The organism is Paenibacillus sp. SAFN-054, from assembly GCF_051966755.1.
Taxonomy (GTDB): Bacteria; Bacillota; Bacilli; order Paenibacillales; family Paenibacillaceae; genus Paenibacillus_AQ.
Map to the genome: position 1 here is coordinate 1,229,090 of NZ_JBQCKS010000001.1, position 13,883 is coordinate 1,242,972.

General features: G+C 40.9%; 16 protein-coding genes. 12 read left to right on the top strand and 4 right to left on the bottom strand.

Going from position 1 to position 13,883, the window contains the following annotated elements; translation table 11 throughout:
- The first annotated feature begins 133 nt into the window (after positions 1 to 133).
- The 4 genes from ACTHPM_RS05775 (at position 134) to ACTHPM_RS05790 (ending at position 2,766) form a co-directional block, all read left to right on the top strand.
- Entirely contained in the window at positions 134 to 859 is a 726-nt protein-coding gene (locus ACTHPM_RS05775; RefSeq protein WP_440421466.1) for a GNAT family N-acetyltransferase, read from the top strand.
- Positions 860 to 1,066: 207 nt separating this feature from the next.
- A complete protein-coding gene (locus ACTHPM_RS05780; protein ID WP_440394241.1) occupies positions 1,067 to 1,621 on the top strand; it encodes a dihydrofolate reductase family protein in 555 nt (184 codons plus the stop codon).
- A 191-nt stretch (positions 1,622 to 1,812) separates the two neighbouring features.
- The gene (locus ACTHPM_RS05785; RefSeq protein WP_440394242.1) at positions 1,813 to 2,064 is read left to right on the top strand and encodes a hypothetical protein; all 252 of its coding nucleotides are present in this window, start codon (positions 1,813 to 1,815) and stop codon (positions 2,062 to 2,064) included.
- 126 nt (positions 2,065 to 2,190) lie between these two features.
- The gene (locus ACTHPM_RS05790; RefSeq protein WP_440394243.1) at positions 2,191 to 2,766 is read left to right on the top strand and encodes a dihydrofolate reductase family protein; all 576 of its coding nucleotides are present in this window, start codon (positions 2,191 to 2,193) and stop codon (positions 2,764 to 2,766) included.
- Positions 2,767 to 3,022: 256 nt separating this feature from the next.
- On the opposite strand, the gene ACTHPM_RS05795 is transcribed toward ACTHPM_RS05790, so the two are convergent.
- Positions 3,023 to 3,931 (bottom strand): pyridoxamine 5'-phosphate oxidase family protein, encoded by a 909-nt coding sequence (locus ACTHPM_RS05795; protein WP_440394244.1) that lies wholly within the window; start codon positions 3,929 to 3,931, stop codon positions 3,023 to 3,025.
- A gap of 43 nt (positions 3,932 to 3,974) precedes the next feature.
- Positions 3,975 to 5,144 (bottom strand): MFS transporter, encoded by a 1,170-nt coding sequence (locus ACTHPM_RS05800; RefSeq protein WP_440394245.1) that lies wholly within the window; start codon positions 5,142 to 5,144, stop codon positions 3,975 to 3,977.
- A 347-nt stretch (positions 5,145 to 5,491) separates the two neighbouring features.
- Here ACTHPM_RS05800 and ACTHPM_RS05805 point away from each other — a divergent pair, with 347 nt between their 5' ends.
- Complete coding sequence (locus tag ACTHPM_RS05805) at positions 5,492 to 5,614, top strand: hypothetical protein (protein WP_440394246.1); 123 nt, start codon at positions 5,492 to 5,494, stop codon at positions 5,612 to 5,614.
- Between the two features lie 252 nt (positions 5,615 to 5,866).
- On the opposite strand, the gene ACTHPM_RS05810 is transcribed toward ACTHPM_RS05805, so the two are convergent.
- Positions 5,867 to 6,550 (bottom strand): stalk domain-containing protein, encoded by a 684-nt coding sequence (locus tag ACTHPM_RS05810; RefSeq protein WP_440394247.1) that lies wholly within the window; start codon positions 6,548 to 6,550, stop codon positions 5,867 to 5,869.
- A gap of 164 nt (positions 6,551 to 6,714) precedes the next feature.
- Between ACTHPM_RS05810 and ACTHPM_RS05815 the strand changes: the two genes are divergently transcribed.
- The 6 genes from ACTHPM_RS05815 (at position 6,715) to ACTHPM_RS05840 (ending at position 12,165) form a co-directional block, all read left to right on the top strand.
- Positions 6,715 to 7,491 (top strand): phosphotransferase enzyme family protein, encoded by a 777-nt coding sequence (locus ACTHPM_RS05815; protein ID WP_440394248.1) that lies wholly within the window; start codon positions 6,715 to 6,717, stop codon positions 7,489 to 7,491.
- Positions 7,470 to 7,718 (top strand): hypothetical protein, encoded by a 249-nt coding sequence (locus ACTHPM_RS05820; RefSeq protein WP_440394249.1) that lies wholly within the window; start codon positions 7,470 to 7,472, stop codon positions 7,716 to 7,718. Before ACTHPM_RS05815 ends, ACTHPM_RS05820 begins: the two co-directional genes overlap by 22 nt.
- Positions 7,719 to 7,791: 73 nt before the next feature.
- Positions 7,792 to 8,349: a DUF4362 domain-containing protein gene (locus ACTHPM_RS05825; protein ID WP_440394250.1), complete on the top strand. Its 558-nt coding sequence runs from the start codon at positions 7,792 to 7,794 to the stop codon at positions 8,347 to 8,349.
- Positions 8,350 to 8,696: 347 nt separating this feature from the next.
- The gene (locus ACTHPM_RS05830; RefSeq protein WP_440421468.1) at positions 8,697 to 8,885 is read left to right on the top strand and encodes a hypothetical protein; all 189 of its coding nucleotides are present in this window, start codon (positions 8,697 to 8,699) and stop codon (positions 8,883 to 8,885) included.
- Positions 8,886 to 9,713: 828 nt separating this feature from the next.
- Positions 9,714 to 11,189 (top strand): P-loop domain-containing protein, encoded by a 1,476-nt coding sequence (locus ACTHPM_RS05835; protein ID WP_440394252.1) that lies wholly within the window; start codon positions 9,714 to 9,716, stop codon positions 11,187 to 11,189.
- 235 nt (positions 11,190 to 11,424) lie between these two features.
- Positions 11,425 to 12,165, top strand: a complete 741-nt coding sequence (locus ACTHPM_RS05840) for a hypothetical protein (RefSeq protein ID WP_440394253.1) — start codon at positions 11,425 to 11,427, stop codon at positions 12,163 to 12,165.
- Between the two features lie 230 nt (positions 12,166 to 12,395).
- On the opposite strand, the gene ACTHPM_RS05845 is transcribed toward ACTHPM_RS05840, so the two are convergent.
- Positions 12,396 to 12,830 (bottom strand): hypothetical protein, encoded by a 435-nt coding sequence (locus ACTHPM_RS05845; RefSeq protein ID WP_440394254.1) that lies wholly within the window; start codon positions 12,828 to 12,830, stop codon positions 12,396 to 12,398.
- Positions 12,831 to 13,149: 319 nt separating this feature from the next.
- Between ACTHPM_RS05845 and ACTHPM_RS05850 the strand changes: the two genes are divergently transcribed.
- Complete coding sequence (locus tag ACTHPM_RS05850; RefSeq protein ID WP_440394255.1) at positions 13,150 to 13,815, top strand: TetR/AcrR family transcriptional regulator; 666 nt, start codon at positions 13,150 to 13,152, stop codon at positions 13,813 to 13,815.
- The last annotated feature ends 68 nt before the right edge of the window (positions 13,816 to 13,883 follow it).

Genomic DNA, 13,883 nt, shown 5'->3' on the forward strand with positions numbered 1-13,883 from the left:
TATAGTATTCATTATATTAAATATACAGGGAGAGGGAAATCTCCTGAAAATATGTCTTAAAATAGATCAGTAAAATTACCCATACAAAGGGAGGTAGGAGAACATCACAGACCAGAACCATAAGAAGCAGGCTTTGGAGAAAGCAAGAATGATCTATGAAACGGGCGAGATCATAACAACGGAAATATACAGAGTAAGCCCTGAGGAGAAAGATGAACTCAATCGTTTGTCGGCCGAGAGGCACGAAAGGCTGCGGGAGGAGGCGGTACCGAATATCCGCAAGAGATATGAACAAATGGCCCAGCTTCAGAAAGGGGTTTATACCTTGAATATCACTTTTGAACCTGTTAAACAGGAAGTTGAGGAGCTCGTACAATTCCTCACATCAGATCGCTGGCCATATCATGGAGTTGAGAACCCTACTGAATCGAATATCAGAAATGCTTATGCCAGTGGCGCCTATCACAATGAGAACACTCAAACGTTCTGGATCGTTGATAAAGACAGTCATCAGAAAATCGGTTTGATCCGATTGTTCGAAGTCACGGATCCGATTGTGATGTTAGACTTGAGAATCCGAGGCGAGTACCGGGGCAAAGGCATCGGAAAGTCAGCGCTACGCTGGATAGTTTCACATGTGTTCACTGAATTTCCGGAAGTCATCCGTATTGAAGGACATACCAGAGTGGATAACTCATCCATGAGGGCTTTGTTTGCTAAATCGTTGTTTGTATTGGAAGCGTATCATCGTAAATCTTGGCGACAAGAGGGACTATTGTTCGATTCCGTCGGTTATGCGGTAATTCGGGCAGACTGGGAGAACAATCAAGTTACACCTATTCCCTGGTCGATCACATAAATAGCGGAATTCAATGTATTCGTATGCATAATTCAATGTATTCGTCAGTACTTAAGCTAACGGGAAGCGAGAGTTTAATATCGAGCTAAAACGCGGCTGCCAACTTCATTCGGCAGCCGCGTTGCGTTCATTTTATATTCACGACACAATATGTCATAAATGCGATCTAAAATGAGGTTGTAGTTATCAATGAAAGGAGCACAAAACATGCGAAAAATAATTTTAGACTTAGCGGTTACTTTAGATGGTTTTATTGAAGGGAAGCAAGGTGAGGTTGATTGGTGCATTATGGACCCTGAGATGGGGTTCAATCATTTTTTAAATCAAATTGATACTATTTTATATGGACGAAAAAGCTATGATTTATGGGGACAATATACTCCGGCAATGGAAGATACAGATGCTGAGAAAGAAATATGGGAATGGATTCATCGTAAAGAGAAATATGTGTTTTCCAGGACTCAAAAAGGGACGGATCATAAAGCAATATTTATCAATGACCGTATTCCTGAAGTAATCAATGCATTAAAGAATAAGCCTGGTAAGGACATCTGGCTATATGGCGGAGCTGATCTGATTACAACGTTTATCCATTTAGGCCTTATTGATGAATATAGATTATCAGTACACCCTGTGGTTTTAGGCGAAGGGAAACCGCTGTTCGTGGATATCAATCAAAGGTTGAATTTAAATTTGGTTCAAACAAGGCCATTCTCTTCAGGTGTCGTACAACTCATTTATCAAGCGAATGGGAATGATTAATGTTACGCATGCCTAATGATGATTAGCAGGCACAGAATTCTCCTGATTTGACTGGTAATTTATGCATACCTTAGAATAGCCATAAACAGGAGCTAGAATCCGAGGTGATAAGCGTGAGTATATTAAGATACAGTTATCCCACATTGATTAAAAGAAGCAAAAGCTTGTCTTATCGACAGCAAGTTACTTCTATGACAACGGTACTGATGAATTTTTTGGTAGAGCACAAACTAATAGTTATAGAGCCTTTTCATGAGAACGGTTCGCTCAAGGATGACTTGGTACTGCGAAGCTCTGATTTAACCGATTTAGGAAATGAATTTTTCAAAGTCGTGTTCCCAAAATGGTCTGCGTATATTGATCGAGGCGGAGATATTCAGAATACAACCGTTCTGTTAAAGGGATTGGAAAAGCTGCAAATCCAGCAATTAAACAGATTGTAGAATATAAAGAACGATTTTTGCTGGTTTGGTAAAGTGATGATTAGCAATCCATAAGAAACAAGCGAAGTTTAAAGGTTCTATAATATAGTTATTGTAGATAGCCTGAGGAACAAAGGAGAACTGTAAATGAGAAAACTCGTTCTATTTTTGCATGCATCGCTTGACGGTTTTGTAGAAGGACCGAACGGTGAAATGGACATTGGCTGGGTTTCCTACGACGCTGATTTGGAGAATCACGCAAAAGAAATTCTGAGTACAGCCGACACTGTCATTTGGGGTCGCGGGACTTATCAGATGATGCATAGTTACTGGCCATCTGTGCCTTCGAACCCATCCGCTTCGCCGTATGAACGGAATCATGCCGAGTGGATCGATAAGACTGCCAAAATCGTATTTTCCAAGACGCTGGACACGGTTGAATGGAACAATTCCAGACTGGTGAAAGAAAATGTAGAGGAAGAGATCAAGAACCTCAAACAGCAGCCAGGCAAGGATATGGTCATCCTCGGCAGTCCACGGTTTGCACACTACCTGATGCAGCTGGATGTCATAGATGAGTATAAAATTACAGTTTCTCCCGTTCTGATCGGTAGCGGGTTGCCATTATTCCAAGGTCTCAAGGAGAAGATCAATCTTAAGCTGATTGAAAACAAGACATTTGATTCTGGAGCCATAGGCCTCGTTTACCAGACGGTTAGGTGACCTTGTCTTCAAAAATAAACTAGCAAGAGAACTTTCTTAGGATCATCACAGTAAAAGTATCACAAATTAGGGTACACGCAATCAAAACAGAAATAAGCTTATGGGTATATAAGTTCTTGTCGTAACTCAATTGACAAGAACTTATATACTGTACCGAAATAGACAAGAACCTGATTACTTCATCGATAAGATAAGTATCTGAATATAAAGCAGTTAACACAGAACAGGAACTTTTTTATCATGAACAGGCTGGATGCTACTTTGGATTGTAGGGCGAGTATCTTAACAGGTTCCAGTCAAAAGGAATGACGTTATCTAATTGAATCACTCCGTCAATATGAAATTTGACCAAACGTTGTGCCCCGGGAAATCTCGACTTTTCTTCCTTACTAACATCCCAAATGATACTTGAACTTCCTGTTAGTTGAAGCGTACGTCCCCTGTTGAAATCGAGAAACAAGAGTCCCGTACGGGGATTGATCTGAATATTTCCCAGCGTGTTGAACATCATATTCCCCCTGTAATCGGGAAAAACCAGTGCTTTATCACCTGACGTTTGTATAAAACCCGAGTTACCCCCTCGATGTGAAGCATCCGTTTTTCCTCCGGGACCGCTGCTTGCGATAAAAAATGTATCCGCTTCTTCAATCCATTGGTTTTGTTCCGGAGTCAGTTCCCTCTGTATTTCGGATGCTCTTATAAGCCCCCGCCTGTAATCGATCGGTGTCATGCTTCTCATTTGAATATGTTTCGGGCAGTTTCCATATACTTGTTCGACTTCCACTCGCAGAGTATGTTTGTCTGTAAACTGTGCCGACCCGTTAATACGAATCCGGATTTGGTGTTCAAAGTCAATAACGATGAGACCCACATTCCGATTGTTTTCGATATTCGAAATGAACGGATCTTGAGGAACAAATAGGGCGATGATCTCTAATGACTTCTGATCCGTTACTTGTATCATTCCAGGGGACCCTGTAATAAGAGACGCCCACAAACAACCTGTCGCGTCTGTTGATGCTATAACCACCATGGATTGCTCCTCCAAGAACAAATCGAATCCTTGAGGAATAAAATTCTGGATACCCCTACCATTCAAATTGGCCATAGACTCCGCACCAACCCTCTTCTGGACGAAGCGCTCACCCTCATGATATACGGTCATTCGTTGACACCCCCATCACAAAATTACAATTTATATAAATACCCTAGGCTTGCACTTTTTTTGGACTGTAACGAAAAGCGCGGACTGCGATAAATACAAAGCTTAGAATCATGAACAAGATGCCTATCCAAATGATCGATCTCGTCCCAAAATCACTGATAACCGCACCCCCAACAAAGGTTCCCAAGGCTATTCCCATATTTCCCAACGCTACAAACAGACCATTGGCAAACGTAGGGGCTTCGAATGCTGCGGTAGTGATCGAATTCTGGCAGATGTTAAGCCCGATCGTATACAATGTTCCCCACAAGGCAATCAATAGGGTCATTGGGATAGAGTAGTCCCCTAACACAAAGACCAGCAGGTAGACGATCCCGTAAATCATTGGAAAGACCAATGCCGTTCGCATCGCACGTTTTTGCAGTAAAAAACCCGATATTAAATTCCCGATTAATCCCATTGCCCCAAAAATAAACAGCATAACACTGATCTGGCTACCGTTCATTCCAGTGATTCCATCCAGAAATTCTGCAAAGTAGCTGAAAGTCGCATACATACCAGCATTCAGTAGAATCATGGTGATGATACTATTCCACACGACCGGTTTACGCAACACGCCTAATTGCGATCCATACGTAAGTTTTTCTTTGACAGGCATGGATGGAACAAAGATTATGATGGATACAAACGCAATCACATTAACGATGGCAAAGAAATAGAGGGATGCCTGCAGAGATAGAACATCTGCGAGCAAGGCTGCGATGGGGGAACCAATAACCATACCGGCACTGCTACCCATTAATATTCTGGAGGTCGCTCGCGCAACGTAATCTTCACTTACTGAATTAGCTGCAGCAACGAAAGCAACCGAGAAAAATACGGGGTGTAAGAAGGCGGGGATAATTCTTGCCACAAGAAGCACTTCGAAGCTTGGCGCATAAATAGATACAAACCCGGATATTGTGAACAATCCCATGGCAATTAACATGAGGATTTTACTGTTGATCCCCGAGAGAAGCAAGGGCATAAACAGTCCAGAGATCGCCACCGCCAGAGCAAATAAGCTGACAAGCAAACCCGCTTGTGATAATGAAATATCAAAACGCTCGGCCAGCTGAGGGAGAATACCAATAAAGCCCATCTCGGTGTTAACAATCCCAAAAATACCGAATGCCAGAATGAAAATAATAAAAGATGATTTGTGACGAGACATTTTACCACTCCTATGTTATGTATTTAAGTACTAATATTTTAGTACATGAGTATTTAAACACGTCATTATATTTAATGTCAATAAAAAACTATTGTACTAGTTAATTGGTAAACTAAGATATTGATAACATGAAATGACTGTGATATTCTTTGATTATGAGAAAACCTTATCAACCTAATGTAAGTGATATTCGATTGATGCCCGTTCTAAATGCGTTAAGTGATCCACGTCGTCTACAAATGGTTTTAACGCTATATGAACTCGGCGAGCAGAATTGTTCGGTGTACAAGGGATTAATGCCTAAATCCACCTTAACTCATCATCTTAAAACCCTTCGGGAGGCGGGTGTGATTAAACTAAGAGTCGACGGGACACAGCATTTTTACTCGTTGCGAATGGAGGATTTAGAGCAGCTGTTCCCTGGCTTGATGGGAGTCATCCTCCATGTTAAACCGGAGCTCATCGAGTAGGCTTATGGAAGAAAAAATAAAAGCTCAATGAAACAGCGTAAAACCATTTCAGCTGTTTCATTGAGCTTTTATGCGCTTCAGGGTGAAGAAAAGAAATTACAACTGTTACATTAAACTAACTGGCAGGATAATGACAAAGACGAACAGCAACCCAATTGCTGAGGAAACTGTTCGTTATTAATTGCAGTTTTGCCAAAAACCTCATATTCAGTCTGATCCTCATGAACGGGGTGTTTTTCTATTCAAAACTGTTTATTGTGCGCGTCCCTCAAGGGTTAATCCTGGAAAGACCGTATAGGATTTCATTACTACTTTCCCTTTTACCCAGATGCCATCAATTAGGAAACCTTTCTTTGCATCATGAAAAACATCAATATCCAATTGAAGCTTCTCAATATTTAGCGGAATTACCTCCATATTGGTGTACTTCACGACTTCTACACGGAATTTATATCTAAAGAAATCTTCTAATGTACCGATAAATTTTGCATCGATAATACGGTAATCAATGATGTTGTCTTGGATCTTCGATATAATGGTTTTCGGATCTACAAAATCACTTTTGAAGGTTGGCGTTACCAGATTGGCGTAACCAACTTCTTTAGTATCATAGTAGGTAAAGTAGGAAGCTAATAAATTACGAATTTCCACGATTTGATTACTGATTGGATTTATGTCATCGTTCCAAATATCTGGTTTCGAATTTATGATAGCAGTCTGCGTTTTAGCATCCCATTGAACGCTAGACCCCAATGCCTTCGAAATCGTACCGATGGGGACGAGGACACGCCCGTTATCGATTTTGGGTACCACATCCGTTGCAACTTCCTTACCATCGACGATGATTTTGATTTGACCAGTTGCCGCAAAAATAGACCCGCACAATAAGATTGATGTCATTAGAACGGTTAGCCCAATAAGAATTTTATTCTTCAAAATGAAATCCCTCCATTTCTTCTTGTTCATTTAAACGCCATATTACCTCAAAATGTTATACATATTATTTTGTTATAAGACGACAAGAACATATCGTTAAACGTGGTTGATAGAGATGTGCTTGTCTGGATCATGAATCTTACGAACGAAAGAAGGTATAGAAATTGATACGGGAAATTGAACAGCAATTCACTGACGAGATTCTTACCGAAGCAATAAAGCGATATGACCTTAATCAAGACGCTGTTCGTTCATTGGGCGGTTATGAAAGCTTTGTTTATGAATACCAGAAAAACAACGCATTTTTCATACTAAAAATCTCACATACAATTAGAAGATCAAGAGACTACATACGGGGTGAAATTGAATTTCTTAATTTTTTGTCAAGTAGAGGTCTGGCAGTTTCAAATGCCATTCCATCGGCCAGGGGAAATATGTTTGAAGAAATTGCTGCTGAAAATGGTTCGTTTCTAGCCATATCATATGAAAAGTCTCTTGGAAAAGAAGTGTCGGATGAAGATTGGAATGAAGCACTTTACGAAAAATGGGGCGAATTCATGGGGAAAATCCATCATGCCACAAAGGGTTATGAATGGAGTAATCCGGCGTTTAAACGACAAGCCTGGGACCAAGAAGTTCAATTAAAGGCGGAGAAGTACCTGCGACCTGATGATGTAATGATTTCAATCCTAAAAGAAAGATTAACAAAACTTACTTCTCTGCCCAAATCCAAAGATACATATGGTTTGATTCATAGTGACTTTAGTCAAAGTAATTTTTATCTGCATAACGGCGACATGTATTTGTTCGATTTCGATGATTGCAGTTATACGTATTTCGTAAACGATATGGGGATTACATTGTGTTATGCACTTTTTTTCCGTATAAGGAATTTGAAAATAAAACGGAATATTATAGATTGTTTTTCCGCCATTTTATAAAAGGATATCTAAAGGAAAATGCAATCCAAGAAGAAGAAATAGAATATTTACAAGAGTCTATTAAACTTCGTTATGTACTGCAGTATATTTATTTTCATCAAGCAAACGATGTGTCAAATTTGGATGAAGAATCTATGAACAGGTTAAAAGAGCTTCAACAAATCGCCGCTTCTCATGAGCCTATGCTGCCGATTGATTTTGTTCAAGAATTTAAGAGCATTAACTAATTGTACATTACACGCATATGCGACTGAAACATTCGAACTCTGAGATACGTTCTGGAATATGAGGTGATTATTCATGATCAAATGGATGTTAACATTAGCAACAGTATTAATTTTGCTATCGGGCTGCAGTGAGAAGTCCAGCAAACCTAGCGACAATACGACCAATCCTTCCACTGCCCCTGCACCGGGGGAGACATTTTCACCGCCGGCGAAGCCAAAAGCATTCCCCGCTGTGACCGACCCATATAATGCTGACCAAGCAGCCGCGAATGGTGATATCGTGAACCTTCACGGGAAGATGTACAATTTCGACAAGTGGACGTTGTTTCTGAGGAATCTCGATATGGATGTGCCGAATCAGGTGCGTATAACACAATACACGGATGAAGGTGACCCTATTTTCTATGAGCTGGTCTATGATGGGGCTGAGGCCATTGCATATACGTATGACAACTCGCGGGACGGGTTTGGCAGCAATGCAGGTCGTCCGAGTACGGTGTGCCGGGGTATTGAGCTAGAGAAGAACAAAGAGTTCGGTTCCCATTACAAGCTAACCGGATGCGATAATGAAACCGGTAATACCTTCTGGTTCACGACCATAGAGGATGAAGCCGAGCAGGGTAGCCAATAAGCACATAACTACGCCAGGACGCTATTACTTGATTAAGAACCCTAGGCGGAAGAGAATTTAGCAATCACTTGTTTATTCCCATCCGCTCATGAGCGCCTTCAGGGATACATTACAGCCGGAATTCTTCTTCAAAGGTAGTGACTTTACAAAATGTAGAACACAATAATTAGGCAACTTAGTTAGACTAAAGGGACCTATTTGTGGAAATACATCAAGCAAACATTGACAATCGGATAAAATTCATAAAAGGCAATGAAAGGCCGTATGATCCTTAAACCAATTGGAAAAGAGGTTTTGAATCAATGAAAATGAAAAGCAGTATTATTTGGGGTATTGTACTATTAGCATTGAGTTTGTATCTGAAACCATTATTGGCGATTGTGGGACTAGATGACAGGTTGTTCGGATTGCACTGGCAAGGTGAAACTGTGTTTTCATTGAGTCCATTCGTAGTCCGGATTATTCTGGCATTGATTGGTGTTCTCATGCTGATCATCGGCGGTATGCAAGTTATGAAGCAGAAGTATAAGAGTTAAAAAGATAGAGAAGTTCTGGCGTTTGAATTCATTATAATTAATCTTTCCCTATTATTGGGAATGACCTTTGTGTTATGATTCTGTTGCTGTAAGAATAAAACGTAACGAGGTGAGGACAATGAAAACCAAAACAATATATATGTCCTATCCTCATATTGCTTTTTAGGTACTCTATTCGGAACTCATCAGGCCCTGAGGGTAGTTTTCCCACAGGGCTTTTATATTTGGGCAGAAGGAAAGCTTAAGCTTTCATGCCGGTCTATGACAGCCACTCAGGGAGTGGGTGTCATTTTTTTATGCCATAGATGGGTCAAAGCAACAAAAGTAGTTTTGTTTTGAAATCGGTCTGGATTTAATACGTCGGGGGGAATATGTATTGAACTTGAATTTCCTGGGATGGAATTCAATTTTCACGGAAAATTTCAAACATTGCCGGGTTAGGTTTGAGCAGGCACATACCTGGAGATTAGGGTGCGATCCGTTTTGTCACTGCCTTGTTCCAAAGAACAAGGGTCCCCCTACTTGAAACATCGGTTGAACTGTGGCACCATTTACCGTTATTCACCGCTACTTCGCCGCTTTTCAAATAGGGAAGGATGATGCTTTATTAAAAGGCTCGCTCAATATTTTCGCTCCTTACAATCCGGTCAATCATCTTACAGTCTGATTTATGAAGGCTCATACTATGATCAAGGGGTTACGATAAGTGACCCAACCTATTGGGATAATGACGTTGCCTATCACATTGAACGGACGCATAAACTCACACCAGATCTACCATGTCTCACTATAAAAATACCTTTTGATCGTCTCCACGCAGATGAAAATATGGATCAGGTTGTTCTCTCGGACTTTGCATTAAGAGTATGGGGTCATCATGTAGAGGCGTTAAATGAATTGATTTATAACCGGTCCCGCTCCGATAAGGAAAATGGTGCTTTTTATTGTTTTCGACCGACCCCTGTGGTGCTCCAGCGTAATGCCTCCTTTGTCGAAGTCATCGCGGAAAAATGGTATCTGTGTTTAAAGATCACCGTTCAACTTCCATTCAAGAATCATGATAAAGCGATGCGCATGCTCTGTAAAATGCTTCCCAGAGAAGTCGACGATTTAATAGCCAACTTTGATCTAACCCAATTATATGCTGCCTTTGAATTGGTGAAAAAACAGAATAGAATTCGCGAATGGCTGAAATCCAGTAATTATAGCGCGTTTATTGCGAATGGCAGCCTTTTGCCAAGGAATAAAGACAATAGCGGACCCATGGAGGGGGCCTTGCCTTTTATATCCCCGGAAGATGTTGAAGTGGAAGTCTGTGGTTTGCGAGGTATGGGAATTAAACAGGGTGTAACGGTCATCACTGGCGGTGGTTATTCGGGTAAAAGCACCTTGCTGGATGCGCTGAATTCGGGAATTTACAATCACAGCATGGGCGATGGAAGAGAATTTGTGATTACGGATCAGAGTGCGATGGAAATATCTGCAGAGGAAGGTCGTTCCATTAACAATATCAATATCACCCCTTTCATAAAATGGATACCCAATTGTTCGGCTGAACAGTTTTCGACGGACTACGCATCAGGTTCCACATCTCAAGCCGCAAATATTATGGAGGCAATTAACTACGGGTGTAAGCTTCTTCTGATTGATGAGGACAGAAGTGCGACGAATTTTATGATTCAAGACACGAAAATGCGTTCATTAATCAAGCGAGAACCCATTACACCTTTTACTGAACGGGTCAGGGAGCTATATGAAGCTGAGGGCGTATCGTCCGTTCTTGTGATTGGAGGCAGCAGTGAATTTTTATCCGTTGCTGACCAAATTATTCTGATGGACCAATACGTACCCCTAAACGTAACCCAACAAGCAAAAATATTATGTGAAAATGACAAACCACGCGAACCGATCCCCTTTACAAAATGGGAAATAAACCGAACAATTACCTCCGATCGCTTTTCGAGCTATCCACAAGGCAGTGGCAGAGAAAAGCTCGCGGTTTCGGCTATGGGATATCTGGTCATAGGTGATGAACAAATTGATATAAGGGGGCTTTACAACATCACCTCCCATGCCCAGCTTGCAGCGATTGCCTTTTTGATTCGTAAGATCGCAATAAGTAATCAGGACTGCCTTATCATTCTCCCTGAAAAGATACAAAAAGCTCTTGATGATATGGAACGAGAAGGAGTGGATATTGTATTTTCCTCTTCTTTTCCCGGCTTTGACAGATGGCTTGAATTACCAAGAATAAATGAAGTATTATCTGTCATAAACCGCATGAAATATTTGAATTTTATTTAGCGCGCAAACGAAGAGCTTTAGCTGAATAATTTCAGGGAAGGGCTGCCGTGTGATTACACGTTTAATAGCCGCGTAACTGCGGCTATTTTTGTATTACGACTAGTCAGACCATATGAACATATATGTTAACTAAAAAAAGACAAGTTAAATAGGGATTAACAGGTAGAAATTCATCCATAGATTGATCAGGTGGATAACATGTATAATCAAGAAAAGAGGAACGGAGGACCAAAGGGTGAAGATTCAAATATGGGTATTAATCATTTCAATTGGCGCAGTCGTAATATCGGTTTTGGTTTCGATGTTTGCTGTGCTTCGATTGAAATCGCGTCAACAAACGGAAACAGGCAGACAATTGAATAATAGAAAAGTAAACTTAGCCATACCTTCTAAAACATTTGAAGTGGAACTCCATCAATCCCTCTTTCAGGACTGGGGAAGTGGTATGGAGGCATCGTTTCAAGGCGATCAATCCAGTTTTTACTTAGAAGTTTATAATCATGGAAATATTCCGGCAGAAAATGTCATGGTCGAGATTGCGGTTGATTTTGATGATTTAAAAGATTTTATGAAAGATCATACCACCTTCAAGGATGAAGATAATCATTCATTTTACTTTTCAGAGGTGGAAGAACAGGTTGTTATCTCATTTGGTCAAGTAGGAACTATCCAACATGAAATCAATTCTCATTTAAAGGAACTGGGAACGATTCATCCTGTTAACGCAGAACAACATGGTATAAGAATACATCTTCCTGAGTGGTACATATACTTATTGAACATCAAAGCATTTAATGAAAACATGGAATTTTTCAGTTTGAATATCATATTGGTGTACAGAGATCCGAATAACGAAAGTAAATTATGTACGAAAGAGTTTGTGATTGATCCTGAGATACATTTGGCGAAGAGGGAAGAAGTGCCTTCTCATAATATGGTGAAGTACAGAATGAAGGGTGAGTTCATTATTGAATAATGTTTTAACTTGGCTTAAACGACTTCCATTAGGTAGTCGTTCTTTTTTTGTTTCAAGAGATATTTAAGAATCACAAACAGGCAGGATAATTCAATGTTTATATGGTATGTACAGTCCCTGTTTCTGATAAATAAAGAGACCTCCTGAATATATGGAGGGTCTCTTTCTAACAGATCTGATTCTAGAGTAAGTTCCATAACTAAGAGTTTGTAAAATGCAACTTTGATTCATTAATCCGAATAGGCTGCTGCTATCATGCTTTCCGGGCCGACCCGAATTGGGGCAAGTCCAGGAAGTTCCGGTGAACTGATCAGTGCTTGATATACGAGGAAAGTCGCTGGTGGATTGTTGTCCACTCCGTTAAATGTGATCAAGTTTCTTGAATTAGAAGTAGTAGTAGATACAATCTCCAAATCAACTGTTGAACTGTAGATTGTTGTAGGAACACCTGCGACAACACGCTGTACAGTGATTGTAATCGTGGAAGTAGTGAGTAAATTGACCTCAGAAGTGACCGTGAACTGTACCTCCAGGTTAGGTCCAGCATTTATCGCATTAAGTCCTAACGTAGCAAAAAGAGTCGGTGTGGATGTCAGAGGCACCGAAATGGCGCCGGTCGTCGAAGCGTTCGTAGAAATCTTGCTATCTAGAAATCTTTTAGCCATGGGATTCCCTCCTTTTTAATCTATCCTATGCTGAGATTAACAGCCTTGTGAACCTATTTTCATTGATTGATAGGCAGAGTGTACCTGACCTACTCCCCTTGTAAATGAAGGTAAGAGAGAGTGTGACAGAAATCTCACAATATAAATTTACGAGACGTGAGATTTTTGTGCATTCAAATCATCGTGAAAGGCTACCTCAAGAGCTCCTTTCGCGCCCCTATACCCTAATCAAATGATTTAGTTTTTTGGGTGTTGACAATATAAGGACGATTGGATATATTTGTTACATACCAACCAGATGTATGAAAGGAGAAGGCGAATGGCAAGGAATAAATATCCTGAAGAGACTATCAACCACATTCTAACCGTGGCTCTGAACCTGTTCATACAAAAAGGATACGAGCAGACTTCTATTCAGGATATCATTAATGAGCTGGGCGGGCTGACAAAAGGGGCAATTTACCATCACTTCAAGTCGAAGGAGGAGATTCTGCAGGCTGTCACCGACCAAATGTACAAAGGTGTTGACGAGATGCTCTCAGGCGTCAGGGACGACAAGGAGCTGAACGGACTGGAAAAGCTGCGCAAGATTTCCTGCATCTCTCTCGACAATCCAGCCCAGAATGAAATGGCATCGGCGGCGCCGAACCTCTTGCGCAATCCGAAGATGCTGGCGGCACAGATCGAGAATATATTCGAAAAAGGCGTACCCCTATATATCCAGCCCATCATCGAAGAGGGTATGCGAGACGGTTCAATCCGAACCGAGTATCCAAAGGAGCTAAGCGAAGCGTTGATGCTTCTCACCAACCTTTGGCTAAACCCGGTGGTCATCCAAGCTACGCCCGAGATGATGGTGCGAAGGGTAAAGCTTTTCGATGAAATATTGAAAGGCCTGGGTCTTGACCTGTTCGATGAGCAAATGATTCAACGATACGAGGAATTGTACCGTTTGTCAGCTCGAGAAGTCAGCCAAGAAAACTAAACTGCCGAAAGGCAGCTTAGTTTTAAACTTATGCATACCATCGGTTGGTATGATAATAATGAGCCAGG